The organism is Janthinobacterium sp. TND4EL3 (genome assembly GCF_900156175.1).
Lineage (GTDB): Bacteria > Pseudomonadota > Gammaproteobacteria > Burkholderiales > Burkholderiaceae_D > Janthinobacterium.
The window spans coordinates 660763-677206 of the sequence record NZ_FTMV01000001.1 but is presented as its reverse complement, the minus strand read 5'-3'; the positions used below and the strand labels follow the sequence as shown (position 1 = coordinate 677206).

Here is a 16444-nt window from a genome sequence, read left to right as displayed (position 1 = left end):
TCGCTCAGGGCAGGCGCAGGATGAAACAGCCGCCGCCCAGGGCGCCGCCGTTGGCCAGGGCGATGCTGCCGCTGCTGCCCCGGTGCTTGTGCATCTTTGCCACTTCGCTGGAAAAATACAGGCCCAGGCCCGTGCTGTTGGTGGAAAAATTCACGCCGGCCGCCATGCCGTCCATGGCCGCGCTGCCCGCGTCGAGCAAGGCCTGCGTATAGCCGTCGCCATTGTCTTCCACGCGCAGCTCCAGCATGCCCTCTACCTCCCGCACGGACAGGCGTATCGTGTCTTTCGTGTAGCGGATGGCGTTGTTGATGGCATGCGCGAGCACGCCGATGACGAGGTCTTCATCGAGGGTCCAGATCAGCTCCGGCGGGCAGGCCGTTTCCAGGCGAATACCCTTCGAGGCGAGCAGGATCTTTTCCTGGTCCACCACCTGGTCGATCACCTGGCTCATCAGCTGCGGCTGCACGTCGAAGGGGTAGCCGGGCTTGCCCACTTCCTTGTACAGGGCCAGCAGCTGGATCAGGTTATCGTTCAGGCGCTTGGTCTGGTACAGCATCTGCGCCATCTGCAGGTAGGCGGGGTCGGCCGGCCGGGCGTCCTTCGTCTGCTCGGCCGCCAGCAGCGATTCCAGGGTGCCGCTGACGACGCTGATCGAGTTTTTCATGTCGTGCACGGTCGACGCCAGGAAAAGGAAAAGCTCGGGCGAGTTGTGTTGATCTTCCACCGGATATCTCCTCGGGCGCCGGCGGCACGGCGCCGCGGCTTGAATATTGCCAAGGATAAATTATACCGCCAGCCCGCGACCGCCTGCCAGCCGCGCGCAAAGTCCGTGATATGACGCAACAATGCCGCCCCCGCTGGCGCCGGGACGGCATCAACATAACAAAGCGACAACGTCAGCGGCGCGCGCCCGCCAGGCGGCGCACCACGGCGATCATGCGGTCGATTTCCTCATACGTGTTGTAGAAGGCGAACGATGGCCGCACGGTCGCTTCCACGCCGAAGCGGCGCAAGATCGGCTGGGCGCAGTGGTGGCCCGAGCGCACGGCGATGCCCTCGTCGTTCAGCGCGCGCCCCACTTCCGCCGGCGCGTAGCCGGCCAGCACGAACGAGGCCACGCTGGCCTTGTCCGGCGCCGTGCCGATCAGGCGCACGCCGGCAATCGCTTGCAGCTGGTGCGTGGCGTAGTCGAGCAGCGCATGCTCGTAGGCGGCGATGTTTTCCAGGCCGATGCTTGCTACGTAATCGATGGCCGCGCCCAGGCCCACGGCATCGGCGATATTGCCCGTGCCGGCCTCGAAACGGTTCGGCACGCCCTGGTAGACGGTGCGCTCGAACGTGACGTCGGCGATCATGTTGCCGCCGCCCTGCCATGGCGGCAATTGTTCCAGCAAGTCCGCCTTGCCATACACGGCGCCGATGCCCGTCGGGCCGAACACCTTGTGCCCCGAGAACACGTAGAAGTCCGCACCGAGCGCCTGCACGTCCACGCGCAGGTGCGACACGGCTTGCGCACCGTCGACCAGCACGCGCACGCCGGCCGCATGCGCCAGCGCGATGATCTGCGCCACGGGCGTCACCGTGCCCAGCGCATTCGATACCTGCGTCACCGATACCAGTTTCGTGCGTCCGTTGAGCAGCTTGCGGAACTCGTCGAGGAGGATCTGGCCGCTGTCGTCGACGGGAATCACGCGCAGGGTCGCGCCCTTTTCCGCCGCCAGCTGCTGCCACGGCACGATATTGGCGTGGTGTTCGAGCTGCGAGACGATGATCTCGTCGCCGCTGCCGATGTACTTGCGCCCGAACGTGTTGGCGACCAGGTTGATGCCTTCCGTGGCGCCGCGCACGAAGATGATCTCATTGGCCGAGGCGGCGCCCAGGAACTGCGCCACCTTGGCGCGTGCCGCTTCATAGGCGTCGCTGGCGCGCGCCGCCAGCGCGTGCGCGGCGCGGTGGATGTTCGAATTCTCGTGCGCATAAAAATATGCGATGCGGTCGATCACCGCCTGCGGCTTGTGCGTGGTGGCCGCATTGTCGAACCAGGCCAGCGGCTTGCCGTTGACGCGTTCTGCCAGCACGGGAAAGTCGCGCCGCACGGCGTGCACGTCGAACGGCGCCGGCGCCTGATGTTGGCCCGGCTGCGTCGCCGAGGGCAGCCCGGTCTGGAAATAGAACGCGGGCTGGCCGGTTGACGGCGTCACGGGCAGCTGGCGCGCGGGCGCCTGCCGCGGCGTGGCAAACAGCCCTCTTGAATCATCGGGGGCCGCCTGCCCCAGCCCCTGCTGCGCCAGGCCATCGAGCTTGCCGTTCGACGCGGGATAGCCATGCGCGCCACCGATAAAATAATACGGCGATGGCGCAGCGGGCGCATTGATCGCCGACAAGCGCGGCGTCGGCACGGAGGCGGGCGCCGGCGCAACCGGTGCTTCCAGTGGCGCCGTCAGGGGCGGTACTTGCGCCGTCGCCACGCCGGGGGCGATGGCGGCGAACGAGGGGCCGGGCTGCGGCGGCGCACGGTTCGCGTAGCGGGGCGCCGCATCGAGCACGCTGCCGGAGCCGCCGAGGCTGGGGGATTTATCCAAGCCCGGCAAACGGGCAAAGAATTCGCCGGCCAAACGGTTCAGGGTCGCTTCGTCAGGCAGAAACGGGACGGCGGGCAAGGCCGCCGCGCCATCACTTGTAGGTGTCTGGGTAGTCATGGTATTTACCGATCTCCACGTCTTCCAGTACGGCCAGCGCATCGTCGGTCAGCACGGCCAGCGAGCAATACAGCGAAATCAGGTAGGACGAAATCGCGTGGCGGTTGATGCCCATGAAGCGCACGGACAGGCCCGGGCTTTGCTCGCCCGCCAGGCCAGGCTGGAACAGGCCGATCACGCCCTGCCGCTGCTCGCCCGCGCGCAGCAAAATGATCTTCGTCTTGCCGTCCTCGATAGGCAGCTTATCGGACGGCACCAGCGGCACGCCGCGCCACGTCAAAAACTGGGAGCCGAACAGGCTGACGGTGGGCGGCGGCACGCCGCGGCGCGTGCATTCGCGGCCAAAGGCGGCAATGGCCAGCGGATGGGCGAGGAAGAAGCCCGGTTCCTTCCACACTTTCGTCAGCAGCTCGTCGAGGTCGTCCGGCGTAGGCGCGCCCGTCAGGGTAAAGATGCGCTGGTCGTCGTGCACGCTGGCCAGCAGGCCGTAGTCGGGATTGTTGATCAATTCACTTTCCTGGCGCTCCTTGATCGTCTCGATGGTCAGGCGCAGCTGCTCCTTGATCTGGTCGTGCGGGCTGCTGTACAGGTCCGACACGCGCGTGTGCACGTCGAGCACCGTGCTGACGGCGTTGAGGAAATACTCGCGCGGCTGCTCGTCGTAGTCGACGAAGGTTTGTGGCAGTTCCGATTCGTCGCGCTGCGAGCAGGCCACGCGCACGTCCTTCGGATTTTTCACCCGGTTCAGGCGGTAGATACCCGCTTCCACGGGCAGCCACTGCAGCAGGTGCACCAGCCAGCGCGGCGTGATCGTGGACAGCTGGGGGACGCTCTTGCTTGCATTGGCCAGCTGGCGCGCGGCATTGTCGCCCAGCGCGAACTGGCTCTCTGTTACTTCTGCCATGACTACTCCTGATGAGAAAAGTGAATATGCTTATCTGAAAAACAAATAAAGTATCGGGCGCCCCTCTCATTTGCTCAACATGCTATCGCCACCAGGCCGGCATTAATCCACCAGCTCCGGCTCGCAGCGGGCCATCAATCCCGCCAGGCCGACACCCAGGGCGATGGCCAGTTTTTCCACCGTCAGCAGCGACGGCGTGGCGGCGCCCCGTTCGATTTCGCCGATGAACGAGCGGTTCAAGTCGGCCGCTTCGGCCAGCCGTTCCTGCGACCAGCCACGCCCTTCGCGCAACTGGCGCACGGCCAGTCCAAACTGTTTGATCAACATGCTGTCCTCATCGGTGGTGGGCAAAGGCGGGGTGGGATGGGGCCGGCAACTCCGGCGCTTCCTGCTGGTTGTGCGCTTGCGTGATATGGCTGCCGGGCGCCACGTTACGGGTCAGCCAGACGTTGCCGCCGATGACGGAACCCTGGCCGATAGTCACCCGTCCCAGGATCGTCGCACCCGCATAGATGACCACGTCGTCCTGCACGATGGGGTGGCGCGCCAGTCCCTTTTTCAGCACGCCATCAAAGCCGGCGGGAAAGCGCTTGGCGCCCAGGGTGACGGCTTGATAAATGCGCACGCGCTCGCCGAGGATGGCCGTCTCGCCGATCACCACGCCCGTGCCATGGTCGATGAAAAAGCTGCTGCCGATGACGGCGCCCGGGTGGATGTCGACGCCCGTCTGCGAATGGGCCACTTCGGCGATGATGCGCGCCACCAGCGGCGCGCCCAGCGCATACAGCGCGTGCGCCAGGCGGTAATGGATGATGGCCAGGATGCCCGGATAGCACAGCAGCACTTCATCGACGCTGTGCGCGGCCGGGTCGCCATGGAAGGCGGCCGCCACGTCCGTGTCGAGCTGGGCGCGGATGCGCGGCAGCGCACGGGCAAAGCGCTGCACGATGGCCAGCGCCTGCTGTTCCACGGGCACCGTCTGCTGCAAGCCGTGCTGGCGCGCATGGTAACTGAGTTCGCGCCGCACCTGTTCGTGCAGGCTTGTCAAGGTCGTGTCGAGCGTGTGGCCGACAAAAAAATCCTCGCTCTCCTGCTGCAGGTCGAGCGGTCCCAGGCGCATGGGAAACAGGGCCGCGCACAGGGCGTCGACGATGTCGCGCAAGTGCTGGCGCGACGGAAATTCGCGCGCGCCGCACTCCCGGCTGCTCATCAAACCTTCGCGCCAGCGCTCGCGCACGGCGCGCAATTCATCGACGATCTGGCGCAGTTCCCACTGCGGCTGGGCGCCATGGGAGATGGGAGGCAAGGCTCGCTGGTTCATGGTGGTCCTGAAGGGTGGATTAGTCTTGCAGCCAGGGCAGCGCATGCCAGCGCCAGCCGCCGCTGTGGCCACGCTGCTGATGTGCGTCAAGGTCGCCCTCGAAGCCCTGTGCGATATTGAAGACGCTGGAAAAACCTGCCTTGGCCGCCGCTTCGGCGGCCAGCGCCGAGCGCTTGCCGCTGCGGCACAGCAGCACCACGACGGCCTCCTTGCCGCCCGCCTTCGCTTCCAGTTCGCGGGTAAAACGGGGGTTGCGGTGCATGGCCGTGCCGGTGGCCCAGGCCACGTGCAGCGAGTGCGGCACGTAGCCGACGAAGGTGCGTTCCTCGTTGGTGCGCACGTCGACCAGCACGGCTTTGCCGGCCTGCACCAGCTGCCACGCATCCTGCGCGCTGACGACGCCCGCATACGGCAAGCCCTGCGCCTGCGCCTGGGCGCGCGCGAGATGGAGTACTTCGTCAAAGGCCGCCTCGCCATGCGCGGCGCGGGGGTCGAAAATCAGTTCTGCAGCAGCCATCCGTCCACCTCTTTATTTCGTCGTCAAGAACCAGCACGCGTCCACTGTAGCGAACTTATGTTGTTCGGAAAACAAATTAAAAAGAGTTTGGAAAGCTGAAAAACGTATATGGGGAAATCGAGGTGTGGAGCGTCTGAAAATGCCCAGGGCCAGGCGCAGTGCCGAATGTACGGCGAGGCACGGCAACAACGCCAAGGACTTTTTCAGGCGTTCCGGCGGCGCTCGCGCAGCAGGAAACGCGCCGGGTCGAGCGCAGCAGCCAGCTGTGCCTCGACAGGAAGCGGCTCTCCCTCCAATTGGCAAGCCAGCAGCTCGGCCGCCAGCGGCGCCCAGATCAGGCCGCGCGAGGCGTAGCCGAGCAAGCCATGCAGCCCGGGCCAGCGCGGCACGTCGCGCAGGCGCTCGCAGCGGCCCGGTACGCCCGGGTCGGGCAAGGCGCCCGCCAGCGGCAGGCGGTCCGGCGCCACGCAGCGAAAGCCCGTGCGCCCGGCCAGCGGCGCGTCGAACGGGACCACGCCGAGGATGTCGGCGATCTTCCCGATATTGTCGTGCTGGCTCGCTGCGCGCACGCTGGCATCCGCGTCCGCGTCATAGCTGGCGCCCACGCAGACGATGCCCTGGTGTGCCGGCGTCATGTAGGCTTCGCGGCAGACGACGAACGGCAGCGATGGCAGGCTGCCTTCGGCCAGGTGCGTGACCTGCCCGCGCACGGCGTCGAGCGGCAGGCCGGCAGCCTGCTCGAAATCGACGGCGCCCGTGCCGGCCGCCAGGATGACGGTGGGCGCGGCGGCGATCAGGGCGCCTTGCGCATCGCGCAGCAGCCACTCGCCGTCGCCACGTTCCAGGCGCAGGGCGCTGCTGGAAAAGCGCCGCGTGAGCAAGGCGCCGCAGGCGTCGAGCATGGCCGCGCAAACGGAGGATGGGCGCGCCCAGCCGCCCTGTGCGAACCACCAGGCGCCATCGGGCGCCGGCGCGCCCAGCATGGCGGCCGCTTCCGGCGCATCCAGCCAGCGGGCGAAGCCGGGCGGATACTGGCCGCCGGCGGCAATTTGCCGCTGCACCTGCGCATGCGCGCCATCGCGCGCCAGTTGCAGCACGCCGCATTGCGCGCCGTCAAAGGCGGCACCGATGCCGCCCAGGCTCTCCCAATAGCGCAGCGAATACAGGTAAGCGGCGCGCACCAGGCGCGTGGCGATATTGTCGTCCTTCGACAGCTGCGGCATGAAGATGCCGGCCAGGTTGCCCGACGCTTCGCTGGCCGGCTGCGCGTGGCGCTCGACCAGGGTCACCTTCCAGCCGCGCGCGGCCAGCCGTTCGCAGGCGGCCGCGCCGGCCACGCCCGCGCCGATGACGATGGCGCGCCGCTCCGGCGCGGCCGTGGCCACGCCCTCGCCGCGCCGGGCATAAAACACGGCGCGCAAGCGGCTCTCGTCGAAGACAAAACCGTTCTTTTGCAGCGCCACGCGCTGCGCCTCGTCCAGATGCACGGCATGCAGGCGCGCGCCGTCAACCATCAGGCGCGCCAGCACCGTGGCCGCTGGTGGCACCCAGGCCAGATGCACTTCATCGACGCTTGCCGACAATTGCGCCAGGCAGGCATCGGGCTCGCCGATCAGCACGTCGAGGATGACGAGGCCGTCGCGCGAGGCCATGCGGTGCAGGCCCGGCACGCAGGGCGGCCATAGGCTGCGCCACGGCTCGGGCAACTGGCTGGCGTCGACGGGACGGGGTGCCAGCGCGATGTAATGCAGCCTGCGCCCGCCATGCCGGGTGCAGGCCGCGTGAAAGCGCGCGCCGTCGAAATCCGTGTCGAGCGTGACGAGCGGTTTCATCGTCAGTGGCCCGCGCGGCAAAAACAGGCGGGCGCGTGGTCGTTGATCATGCCGATGCCCTGCATGTAGGCGTAGATGATGGTCGAGCCGACGAACTTGAAGCCCCGCTTGAGCAAGTCTTTCGACAGTGTGTCGGACAGGGCCGTCCTGGCGGGGAACTCGCCCGGCTGCCAGCTGTTGACGATGGGCTGGCCATCGACATACGCCCACAAAAAGCTGTCGAGCGTGTGGCCCTCGGCGCGCAGGCGCAGATAGGCTTGCGCATTCGTGATGGCCGCCGCCACCTTCAGGCGGTTGCGCACGATGCCAGGGTCCGCCAGCAGCTGCGCCACCTTGTCCGGGCCGTATTCGGCGATTTTTTCCGCATCCCAGTCGTCAAAAGCGGCGCGGTAGGTGTCGCGCTTGTTGAGGATGGTTTCCCAGCTCAGGCCAGCCTGCGCGCCTTCCAGGTTCAGCATCTCGAACAGCCGGCGCTCGTCGTGGCAGGGCACGCCCCACTCCGTGTCGTGATACGCAAGGTAGCGGGGATTGGCCGGATTGGCCCAGGCGCAGCGGGTAATGGTCGCGGTGATCGTCATGGTCATGGTCTTCGTGTGCGGGCAACCGCCAGTATAGTTTATCGGCCGCGCAGGATGCGCCCCAGTTCCTGCAAGCCGTGCGCCATCTCGGCCGGGGGAATGGCCGCAAAGCCCAGCAGCAGACCGGGCGGCGTGGCGCATTCGGGACCCGCCGCCGGGTCGGCGTAGTGACCCAGCGGACGCAGTTCGATGCCGCGCGCCAGACCCGCGCGCGCCACCGCCTCTTCATCGTGGCCGCCGCGAAAATACGCGCACAGTTCCAGGCCGCTGTCGGCCGGGCCGCATGCGAGCTGGTCGTCCAGCTCGCGCGAGATGCCGCGCACCAGCAGGTCGCGCCGTTCGGCATTGCTGTCGCGCGTGCGGCGGATATGCCGGCCAAAGTGGCCCTCGGCGATGAAGTCGGCCAGCGCCATCTGCGGCACGATGGCCGTGTGGCGGTCCATCACGGCCTTGGCGTGCACCAGCGCCTCGGCCAGCGCGGGCGGCGCCACCATGTAACCGAGGCGCAGGCCGGGAAACAGCACTTTCGACAGGGTGCCCACGTACACCACGCAGCCGGCCCGGTCCAGGCTTTGCAGCGAGGCCAGCGGCGCGCCCGAGTAGCGGTATTCGCTGTCGTAATCGTCTTCCACCACCCACGCTTTGTTGTGCGCGGCCCAGGCCAGCAGGGCCAGGCGGCGCGGTAAACTCATGCTCACGCCCAGCGGCATCTGGTGCGACGGCGTCACGTAGGCAAGCTTCGCCTGCGGGCAGTGCGCCACGCCGTAGGCCACGTCCAGCCCCTGCGCATCGACGGGGACGGGAAAGACGCGCGCGCCGGCCGCGCGCAAGGGGCCGCTGGCGCCCCGGTAGCCGGGCGACTCCATCCAGGCAGACTCGCCGGGCGCCAGCAGGATAGTCGACAGCAAAAACAGCGCCTGCTGCGAGCCGGACGTAATGACGATCTGCTGCGGCGTGCACTGGACGCCGCGCGAGGCCTTCAGGTACACGCACAGCAGCTCGCGCAGCGGCAGATAGCCGGCCGGATCGCTGTAGCCGAAGTGGTGGTCGGGCCGGCGCCAGCGCCGCGCTTCCAGGCGGTTCCACACGTCGAACGGGAAATGGTCGATGCGCGGCATGCCGACGCGGAAAGCGCGCAGCGGCCCCCGGTGGAACGCCACTTGGCGCATGGCCGCCACCACGCCCTGCCCGCGCGCCGACAGGGGCCGCAGCAGGCCGGGCGCCGTTGCCGGAACAGGTGCCGACAGCGGTACGTCGACGCTGACAAAGGTGCCGCGTCCCACGGCGCCATCGAGGTAGCCTTCGGTCGTCAGCAGCGCATACGCATTGAGCACCGTCTGGCGCGACACGGCCAGTAGGCGGCAGAAATCGCGCGTGGGCGGCAGCTGCATGCCGGGACTCATGCGGCCATCGAGGATGGCTGCCTTGATGGCCGCATACAACTGGCGGAACAGCGGTACGCTGGCGCCGCGCTGCAGCGGCAAGGTGGCGATGAGCCGGTTCGGGTGGGAAGCTGGCATAGTGGGGCAGGCTCTCAAATTGGTAGCTTCAAGATAGCACTTATTGGCTGTTTTAAATAGCCAAAACTGGCGCTAAGATGGCGCATCCCCTTTATTCTTGCGGAGCACCCATGCATCAGTTTTTCGCCACCGTGGCCTGGCAGCGCGACGGCCAGGATTTCGCCGGCCAGCGCTACAGCCGCGGCCATGAATGGCGGTTCGACGGCGGCCTGACGGTAGCCGCCTCGTCGTCGCCCCTGTCCGTGCCGCTGCCCATGTCCGTGGCGGAAAATGTCGACCCGGAAGAGGCGCTGGTGGCCGCCACGTCGAGCTGCCACATGCTGTTCTTCCTGTCGCTGGCAGCGCAGCGCGGCTATGTCATCGACGACTACCGCGACGACGCCGTCGGCGAGCTGGGCAAGAATGCCGCCGGACGCCTGGCCATGACGCGCATCGTGCTGCGTCCGCGCATCGCCTTCGCGGGAATATCGCCCACGCCCGAGGCCTTGGCCGCCCTGCACCACGATGCGCACGAACACTGCTACATCGCCAATTCGCTGACGGCCGACGTGGTCGTGCAAGGAACCCACTGAATGTACACGCCCGCCACCTTCCGCGAAGAGCGCCTCGACGTGCTGCATGGCCTGATCGACAGTCACCCGCTGGGCGCGCTGGTGCGCCACGGCGCCGACGGCCTGTGCGCCGACCACCTGCCGTTCGAGATCGCCGCGCCCACGCTTGACGCCCCGTTCGGCATCCTGCGCGCCCACGTGGCGCGCGCCAATCCCGTGTGGCGCGCCGCCGGCGGCAGCGATGAGTGCATGGTGATCTTCCAGGGGCCGCACGCCTACATCACGCCCGCCTGGTATGCGGAAAAGCAGCGCAGCGGCAAGGAAGTCCCCACCTTCAACTATGCGGTGGTGCACGCGCACGGCGCCCTGCGCGCCATCGATGATGCGGCATGGCTGCTGGGACTGGTGGAGCGGCTGACGGCGCGCCATGAGGCGGGGCTAGCCGCGCCGTGGCAGGTGGGCGACGCGCCGGCCGGCTATATCGACAAGCTGCTGAAAGCCATCGTCGGCATCGAAATCCCCCTCACCCGCCTGGAAGGCAAATGGAAGCTGGGACAGAACCGCAGCATGCAGGACCAGGCCAGCATGGCGCAGGGACTGGCGCTCGATGCCCGGCCGGGCGCCGCCCGGGCGCTGGGCGCGCTGATCGCCGCCAACGTCACGCCAGCCAACTGACGGCCGCCGCAAACGTCAGGAACGACAGCGCCATCGACACGAGGATGATGCGGGCGAGGCGCGCAGCGCCGTGCTCCAGACGACAGGAGCTTGCCGGGAAAACGCTGGCGTCCGGCTACGGCTTGAGCTGGGCGCGGATCTCGCCGGCCGGGTAGGCGGCGCTGTGCACGTTCACGTACAGGTTGCCGGCCTGGTAGCTCGCATACTGGGACGGCGTGAGCATGGCGCCGGCCGGCACGACGAACATGTCGCCGCTGGTCTTCACCAGGGACACGATGACGGGGCCGTTGGCGCCGACGGGCGCTTCGTGGATATGCGCGACGGTGGCCACCATGCCCGTGTAGCGCACGCCGCCGCTGACGCTGCGGTCGTGCGCCACGCGGATATCGCTGTGGCCGCTGGCCGTGCTGGTATTGGCCGGCACTTCCTGCGCGCCCGTCAAGGTGACGTCATGGCCGCCCGGGTGATGCGGACCATGGGAACAGGCGCCCAGCAGGGCGGCCAGCGCCAGTACGGTGGCGGCGCGGCGTAGGTGGTTTGGCAATGTGCTCATCGCAGTTCTCCTTCAACGGACATCGGCTTACGGATGGCGCCGTCCCGCACCAGCGGGCCTGCGCCATGTATTGCGCAAAAAATCTTGCTGTAATACGACAGTAACACCATGCCGCCGCGTCCGCTTTGCTCTGCGCCAAACTTGCTGCGCGCCCGCCGCGCCCCGTTCAGGCCAGATGGCCTTCGGCCACCCAGCCACGGTTGGCGGGCGGCGCCTTCGGCTTGGGCGCGATGCCGCTGCTTTTTTCCGCATCGAGGATGATGCTGCGCATGCTGTCGCTGGCGGCCGGCCCTGGCGCGAACGCGTAGTATTCGTCATTGATGGGCAGGCCCGTCATGGCGTCGACCAGCACCGGATCGGCAGCCAGGCCCGTGTCGCGGCTGGCGATGACGAGGCTGGCGCCTTCCGGGGCGAAGTTCTCATTGCCCCAGGCAATGAAGGCCAGCAGTACGGGCTTGAATGCGCGGCCCGGCTTGGTCAGCACATAGTCATAGCGGGGCGGCTTGGCGCAATACAGGCGGCGCGTCATCAGGCCCCCTTCCACCAGGTCCGCCAGGCGGCGCGTCAGGATGGTGGGGGCGATCTTGAGGCTTTTTTCAAATTCGTCGAAGCGCGTCTTGCCGTAGAACGCTTCGCGCAGGATGAGGATGCTCCACCATTCGCCCACCTTGCCCAGGCTGCGGGCAATCGGGCATGGCAAATTATTAAAGTTGGTATGTTTCATGACCATCTCCTCACGTTAAGCCAACACTACAATCAAGAAAAAATCTTACGGTTGCCACACAGAAACTTAGTTACTATCGCCTTGCAAGCCGCCTCCCGCCCCGGCGAGGGCTTGAAAACACGCGAAAACTCACACCTTTCTTACTCCAGTACAATCATGCCCAGTCCAGCTTCTTCCGTCCCGGTGTCCTAAACGGCGTCAGAGAATGTTGCTTACCGCCCGTTTTTCACCTGAGACGCCTACGATGACTCCTTTGAAATTTGCTGTCCTGCCAATGTTGCTCGCACTCTCCCTCTGCCAGACCACCGCCGCCGCCGTCTCCTCCGCCTCGTTCCAGGCCACCTTCGTCATCAGCGAGGCCTGCACGATACGCTCGCACCGCGCGCAGGCCCAGGTGCAATGCCAGCATGGGACCCCTTACCAGCTGCTGCCTGGCCAGAGCCCGGCAGGCGCGGACATGCTCACCGTCAATTTCTAAAAATAAATCGTCGCCGTCACCGTGTCCTTGTAGTCGCCGGGGCGCGGCGACACCTGCGCCGGAACCCGGCCGTAAATCGTCACCGGCGTGCTCGCACCCGTGCCCGTCCCCGTCACCATGGCGGTGCCGCCCGTGCCGTCGCCCCATGGCGGGCCATCGAGGGTGGACGACAGCAGATAGCTGACCTTGTCGGTGGTCACGGTGTTCTTCATTTGCCGGTTGGCCACATTGAGCGCCACGCTGCCGCCGTTCAGGGCAATCTGATACGCATTGTTGTTCACGCAGCGCACCGACAGGGTGCTGGTGCTGCGCAAGTTGCCCGTCAGGATAGAGGCGTTGGCAAACGCCATCGGCGTGGCCGTGATCGTGCAATCGTTGACGGCCGTCGCATTTACCGTAAAGCCGAAGCTGCCGCTGCTGGCGCTACAGCCCTGCAAGTTGACGAGGCCATACGTCGTGTAGGTGTAGGTGCCGACGCCGGCAAAGCTCGACGTGTACGCGGTATTGGCGTTGGCGACCGTGGGCACGGCAGCCAGGGCCGTGCCGGCCGGTATCTTCGCGTACACGGTAAAGGTCATCGAATACGTGCCGGGCGGGGCCAGCAATCCGGCCGACAGGACCATGCCGAACGTCGATGGCGCACCGGCCACGCCGGCGCCGCCCCAGATCTTCGCCGTCGCATACGAACTGTCCACGTACACGTTGTACTCCATGCGGTTGGCGCCGTTGCCCAGGTTACGCGGCAAGGCCGAGGTGGAATTCGTGCCCAGCCCCAGCGAGATGCACACTTGCGCATTGGGCGTGAGCAACTGCCCCAGGTTCAGCGATGAAAACAGGCAACTGAAGGTGCCCGTTGCCTGCGCCACAAAGTCGGTGCCGGAAATCGGACTGATCTGGCCGAAATCGATATTCGTCACGCTGACCGTGCAGGTATCGGCCGCCCGCGCCGCACTGCCCCAGGCACAGCCCAGCAGCAAGACGAGACATGGCAGCAGGCGGCGCATCAGCGGCCTCCGCCGGCACTGCAGTGCAGCGGGCCGATCACGGGCAAGCCCCCGGCCGGCGGGCGCGCATAGGCAAAGTGCACCGTGCAGGCGCTGTCGCCCTCGCCAATCTGTAATTGATTTTGCTCAAGCAAGTCGTCGATGAAGGCGATGCCGTCAAATCCCACCACCGTGCGCTTGCCGCTTTGTACGTGCAGCACGGGCGAACCCATGGCCAGTGGCTTGCCGTCCGCGTCCTGCACGATGACGGTGGCCGCGCTGTAGCGCCCGATGGGAAAGGCGGCCAGCACGCCGGCCAGTTGCCGCGGCACGACATTGATATTTGTCACAGGCACGCGCACATCAACGCCCAGTTCATCCGTTGCAATGCTGATCTGGTTGCTGCCATACGGATTCAGATTCGGCACCAGCAGGTAGCCGCTGCCGCCCGTCACGCCGATCTGGCGGTTTTCATGCAACACGGGAATGTTCGCCACGCCGCCCGTTGACACCAATGCGTAGCCGTTGCCTACCTGGCGCGCCGCCTCCAGGTGGCCATCCATCAGCACCAGCGCGCCGGCCGCGCCCAGTGAAGAGACATTGCCGCTGCGGCTGTTTTGCGTGCGCGCGCTCACGCGGCCGTCATTGCCCAGGTATTCCACCTGCGCCTGGCGGTAGGCGTTGCCGCCCGCCGTGCCGGCCTGCATGCTCCAGCCGAAGCCGCCGCCGAAGTCCGCCGCGCGCTGTGCGCTGGCGCTGCGGCCGCTCTCGCCATTTTGCCGGCTGCTGTTCACGCTGATGGCCAGATTGTTGTCGAAGGCCATGCTCAGGCCGAAGTAAAAACCCCGTTTTTCGCGCTGCCGCAAGTCCTGGAACAGGCTGGCGCTGAAGAACAGGCCGTGAAACAAGGTGGCCGCATAGCCCACGGTGGCAATCTTCGACGACGGCGCGCCCGGCGTGCGGTAGCGGATGTAGCTGCCGCTGATACTGCTGCCTGCCGGCAATGGCAGGCTGAGCGTCAGGCGGTCCGCCGCGCGCACCACGGGGCTGCCGTCGCGCGAGGCCAGGTCGCCAAAGCCGGCGCTGGCGCGCACGCCCTGCACGTCGACGCTGAAGCGCGGCCCCAGGTACTGATAGCCGGCGCCCAGCTGCGCGCCGCGGCTGCGGCCGGCGCTCGCCGACAGCGAACCGTTGAGCACGCCCGCCTGGCCCAGCCGCCACAGTGCGCCCGCCCCCGCCTGGTACAGGCCGGCCGCCAGTTCCGCATGGCCTTCGATGGTGACGCTATCGCTGACGCCATGGCGGCCGGAAGCGCTGGCGACCAGCTGGCGCTCATAGCCGAACAGGCGGCGGCCGTAATCGCGCCGCACGGCACCCGCCTCGACCGAATAATCGCTCAAGCCGCCGGCCAGCATGCGCGTATCGACGTACAGGGGCAGCACGGCCGTCACGCTGCGCCCCAGCGCATCGCGGGTAATGATGGTGGCCTGCCCCGCGCCATTGATGCCCGCCACCTGGTTCAGGATGAATGGACCGCTGGGCACGCTGGCCGAATATTGCTGCACGCCATTGACGTACAGGCTCAGCGACGACGGCACCAGCGCCGTGCCGTCGACGGAGGCGACGGGAAAGGTCAGCAGGTCGGGCCGCAGCTGGAAATTCTTGCGCCACTGCAAGCCACCGACGCGCACGGCGCGGCTCCAGCTCAGCGACGAGGAAATCAGGTCACCCACCTGCCACGTTTGCAGGGTAGCGGGGTCGGCATGGCTCCAGAACGTATCGAACCGCATGTATTTGCGCTGGCCCGCACCCAGGTTCAGGGTGCCGGTATTGCTGAAGACGCCGCTGTCATTGAAGTAGCGCACATCGTTGAACAGGGCGGCCCGCCGCGTCTGCCCCAGTTCCGCATAGGCCTCGTAATTGAGGACGGCGCCTGGCGTGACTTGCGAGGGCGGCGTCCGCGCCGCCGGGCGCGCGCTGATGCGGTAAGGCGCGCGCAAGTCGTCCGCCACCTGCAGCGACACGCTCTGGCGCGCCGCATCATAGTCATAGCTGAGTCCGGGAATGGCGTCGAGCGCCACCTCGGCCTGACCGGGCGCGCCCAGGCGAGCCGGGTCCAGCCCCAGCTGCTGCAAGGTCGCCACGCTGCTGCGCAAGCCTTTGCCCACCTGGGTAAAGCGCAAGATCAGCCCGGTTGATTCAGCATTCAATGTTACCTCCAGATACAGTTCATTCGGCGCCGCCGGGTCGCTGGGCAAGCTGGCCGGCCCCGGATCGGCGCCATCGGCCCGGGCCAGCGGCGCCATGGCCAGCAGCAACAACGCTGTCAGCGCGCGTCGCATGCTTCACGCCAGTTGCGCCCGCCATGGCGGCCAGGTTCAAGGTGTCGAAGTCTTGGCAATGAGCGCCTTCGCATTCACATTCACCGCGATGCTCAGCGGTCCATCCAGTTCAGCTTCGCCGCCGACGGGCAAACGCCATACGCGCATGCGCGCCGCCAGGACATAGCCGAACAACCCCTTGCTGATGACAAACTCCTTGCCCGCCTGGTTAGTGAACGTCATCGCCCCGATCTGCGCATGGAAGTTGCCGCTGTTACGGATGCGCAACATCCATTCGCCCTTGTTGCGAAACACTTGCCAGTCGAGCACTTCCTTGCCGGGCGCGCCGGCCGGCAGCACGAACACGGGCACGGAATAGCGCAGGCGGATATCGACGCCGCTGCGGCCCGTGTCATCGTCGCGGCTCACTTCGTCGATGAGCACGCGATACGTCTTTTCCTGCGCCACCGGGCCGGCCTGGGCACGCACGAGGCGGATGGTCTGGCGGCTGTTGGCCGCGATCTCGACAATGGGCGGACTGGCCACCAGTTCCTGGGTCGGCGCCAGCGTTTCCTCGCCGTCGCGCTGGTCCCAGGCGAACACGCGCACCTGGCCATACATGGCCTGGTCGCCGAGGTTTTGCAGGTTGATGCCGGCCGCGCCCTGCTCCGCGCGAAAATTGAGCGTCACTGGCGAAATCTGCAGATTGGCGCCCTGCACGCCTGCAGCACAGCACGCCAGCAGCGCCAGCGAGGGCCAGATCCGGGCGGCGGCAGCGGCCTTCACGC

Annotated in this window: 17 protein-coding genes; 3 read left to right on the top strand and 14 right to left on the bottom strand. The window is 66.9% G+C overall.

Annotated elements, in window-relative coordinates:
• Positions 1-4: 4 nt before the first annotated feature.
• From BXA07_RS03085 to BXA07_RS03045, 9 genes are all read right to left on the bottom strand, one after another.
• Entirely contained in the window at positions 5-724 is a 720-nt protein-coding gene (locus BXA07_RS03085; RefSeq protein ID WP_076565437.1) for a sensor histidine kinase, read from the bottom strand.
• 172 nt (positions 725-896) lie between these two features.
• Positions 897-2699 carry a family 2A encapsulin nanocompartment cargo protein cysteine desulfurase gene (locus BXA07_RS03080; RefSeq protein ID WP_076565436.1) on the bottom strand — a complete coding sequence of 601 codons (1803 nt, stop codon included), beginning with the start codon at positions 2697-2699 and terminating at the stop codon, positions 897-899.
• Entirely contained in the window at positions 2674-3603 is a 930-nt protein-coding gene (locus tag BXA07_RS03075) for a family 2A encapsulin nanocompartment shell protein (RefSeq protein WP_076565434.1), read from the bottom strand. Before BXA07_RS03075 ends, BXA07_RS03080 begins: the two co-directional genes overlap by 26 nt.
• Positions 3604-3705: 102 nt before the next feature.
• A complete protein-coding gene (locus tag BXA07_RS03070; protein WP_051959649.1) occupies positions 3706-3930 on the bottom strand; it encodes a helix-turn-helix domain-containing protein in 225 nt (74 codons plus the stop codon).
• A gap of 7 nt (positions 3931-3937) precedes the next feature.
• On the bottom strand, positions 3938-4924 hold the full coding sequence (gene epsC / locus BXA07_RS03065) for a serine O-acetyltransferase EpsC (protein WP_076565433.1): 987 nt from the start codon (positions 4922-4924) through the stop codon (positions 3938-3940).
• Positions 4925-4943: 19 nt separating this feature from the next.
• Complete coding sequence (locus BXA07_RS03060) at positions 4944-5441, bottom strand: rhodanese-like domain-containing protein (RefSeq protein WP_076565431.1); 498 nt, start codon at positions 5439-5441, stop codon at positions 4944-4946.
• Between the two features lie 203 nt (positions 5442-5644).
• Positions 5645-7273, bottom strand: coding sequence for an FAD-dependent 5-carboxymethylaminomethyl-2-thiouridine(34) oxidoreductase MnmC1 (mnmC, locus tag BXA07_RS03055; RefSeq protein ID WP_076565690.1), 1629 nt, complete (start codon positions 7271-7273; stop codon positions 5645-5647).
• 2 nt (positions 7274-7275) lie between these two features.
• Positions 7276-7851, bottom strand: coding sequence for a DNA-3-methyladenine glycosylase I (locus BXA07_RS03050; RefSeq protein WP_076565692.1), 576 nt, complete (start codon positions 7849-7851; stop codon positions 7276-7278).
• Positions 7852-7889: 38 nt separating this feature from the next.
• Positions 7890-9371 (bottom strand): MocR-like pyridoxine biosynthesis transcription factor PdxR, encoded by a 1482-nt coding sequence (locus BXA07_RS03045; protein WP_076565429.1) that lies wholly within the window; start codon positions 9369-9371, stop codon positions 7890-7892.
• 110 nt (positions 9372-9481) lie between these two features.
• Between BXA07_RS03045 and BXA07_RS03040 the strand changes: the two genes are divergently transcribed.
• Positions 9482-9943, top strand: a complete 462-nt coding sequence (locus BXA07_RS03040) for an OsmC family protein (protein ID WP_076565428.1) — start codon at positions 9482-9484, stop codon at positions 9941-9943.
• A complete protein-coding gene (locus BXA07_RS03035; protein ID WP_076565426.1) occupies positions 9944-10597 on the top strand; it encodes an FMN-binding negative transcriptional regulator in 654 nt (217 codons plus the stop codon).
• A 115-nt stretch (positions 10598-10712) separates the two neighbouring features.
• Here BXA07_RS03035 and BXA07_RS03030 read toward each other — a convergent pair whose 3' ends face one another.
• On the bottom strand, positions 10713-11150 hold the full coding sequence (locus BXA07_RS03030; protein ID WP_076565425.1) for a CHRD domain-containing protein: 438 nt from the start codon (positions 11148-11150) through the stop codon (positions 10713-10715).
• A 166-nt stretch (positions 11151-11316) separates the two neighbouring features.
• Positions 11317-11874 carry a winged helix-turn-helix transcriptional regulator gene (locus BXA07_RS03025; RefSeq protein WP_076565423.1) on the bottom strand — a complete coding sequence of 186 codons (558 nt, stop codon included), beginning with the start codon at positions 11872-11874 and terminating at the stop codon, positions 11317-11319.
• Positions 11875-12148: 274 nt separating this feature from the next.
• Here BXA07_RS03025 and BXA07_RS03020 point away from each other — a divergent pair, with 274 nt between their 5' ends.
• Positions 12149-12352: a hypothetical protein gene (locus tag BXA07_RS03020; protein WP_076565422.1), complete on the top strand. Its 204-nt coding sequence runs from the start codon at positions 12149-12151 to the stop codon at positions 12350-12352.
• Here the strand turns inward: BXA07_RS03020 and BXA07_RS03015 are convergent.
• The 3 genes from BXA07_RS03015 to BXA07_RS03005 are packed head-to-tail and all read right to left on the bottom strand — an operon-like array spanning position 12349 to position 16442.
• Positions 12349-13356 (bottom strand): Csu type fimbrial protein, encoded by a 1008-nt coding sequence (locus tag BXA07_RS03015; RefSeq protein WP_076565420.1) that lies wholly within the window; start codon positions 13354-13356, stop codon positions 12349-12351. The two genes, BXA07_RS03020 and BXA07_RS03015, sit on opposite strands and share 4 nt — an antisense overlap.
• Entirely contained in the window at positions 13356-15677 is a 2322-nt protein-coding gene (locus BXA07_RS03010) for a fimbria/pilus outer membrane usher protein (protein WP_083708004.1), read from the bottom strand. Before BXA07_RS03010 ends, BXA07_RS03015 begins: the two co-directional genes overlap by 1 nt.
• A gap of 36 nt (positions 15678-15713) precedes the next feature.
• Positions 15714-16442, bottom strand: coding sequence for a fimbrial biogenesis chaperone (locus BXA07_RS03005; RefSeq protein WP_244556153.1), 729 nt, complete (start codon positions 16440-16442; stop codon positions 15714-15716).
• Between the last annotated feature and the right edge of the window lie 2 nt (positions 16443-16444).

What these genes read in the sequence shown, in the direction of transcription:
- epsC (WP_076565433.1), bottom strand. Translation starts at nt 4,924, where the DNA reads ATGAACCAGCGAGCCTTGCCTCCCATCTCCCATGGCGCCCAGCCGCAG.
- BXA07_RS03025 (WP_076565423.1), bottom strand. Translation starts at nt 11,874, where the DNA reads ATGAAACATACCAACTTTAATAATTTGCCATGCCCGATTGCCCGCAGC.
- BXA07_RS03010 (WP_083708004.1), bottom strand. Translation starts at nt 15,677, where the DNA reads ATGCGACGCGCGCTGACAGCGTTGTTGCTGCTGGCCATGGCGCCGCTG.
- BXA07_RS03020 (WP_076565422.1), top strand. Translation starts at nt 12,149, where the DNA reads ATGTTGCTCGCACTCTCCCTCTGCCAGACCACCGCCGCCGCCGTCTCC.
- BXA07_RS03045 (WP_076565429.1), bottom strand. Translation starts at nt 9,371, where the DNA reads ATGCCAGCTTCCCACCCGAACCGGCTCATCGCCACCTTGCCGCTGCAG.
- BXA07_RS03080 (WP_076565436.1), bottom strand. Translation starts at nt 2,699, where the DNA reads ATGACTACCCAGACACCTACAAGTGATGGCGCGGCGGCCTTGCCCGCC.
- BXA07_RS03015 (WP_076565420.1), bottom strand. Translation starts at nt 13,356, where the DNA reads ATGCGCCGCCTGCTGCCATGTCTCGTCTTGCTGCTGGGCTGTGCCTGG.
- mnmC (WP_076565690.1), bottom strand. Translation starts at nt 7,273, where the DNA reads ATGAAACCGCTCGTCACGCTCGACACGGATTTCGACGGCGCGCGCTTT.
- BXA07_RS03075 (WP_076565434.1), bottom strand. Translation starts at nt 3,603, where the DNA reads ATGGCAGAAGTAACAGAGAGCCAGTTCGCGCTGGGCGACAATGCCGCG.
- BXA07_RS03070 (WP_051959649.1), bottom strand. Translation starts at nt 3,930, where the DNA reads ATGTTGATCAAACAGTTTGGACTGGCCGTGCGCCAGTTGCGCGAAGGG.
- BXA07_RS03035 (WP_076565426.1), top strand. Translation starts at nt 9,944, where the DNA reads ATGTACACGCCCGCCACCTTCCGCGAAGAGCGCCTCGACGTGCTGCAT.
- BXA07_RS03060 (WP_076565431.1), bottom strand. Translation starts at nt 5,441, where the DNA reads ATGGCTGCTGCAGAACTGATTTTCGACCCCCGCGCCGCGCATGGCGAG.
- BXA07_RS03050 (WP_076565692.1), bottom strand. Translation starts at nt 7,851, where the DNA reads ATGACGATCACCGCGACCATTACCCGCTGCGCCTGGGCCAATCCGGCC.
- BXA07_RS03030 (WP_076565425.1), bottom strand. Translation starts at nt 11,150, where the DNA reads ATGAGCACATTGCCAAACCACCTACGCCGCGCCGCCACCGTACTGGCG.
- BXA07_RS03040 (WP_076565428.1), top strand. Translation starts at nt 9,482, where the DNA reads ATGCATCAGTTTTTCGCCACCGTGGCCTGGCAGCGCGACGGCCAGGAT.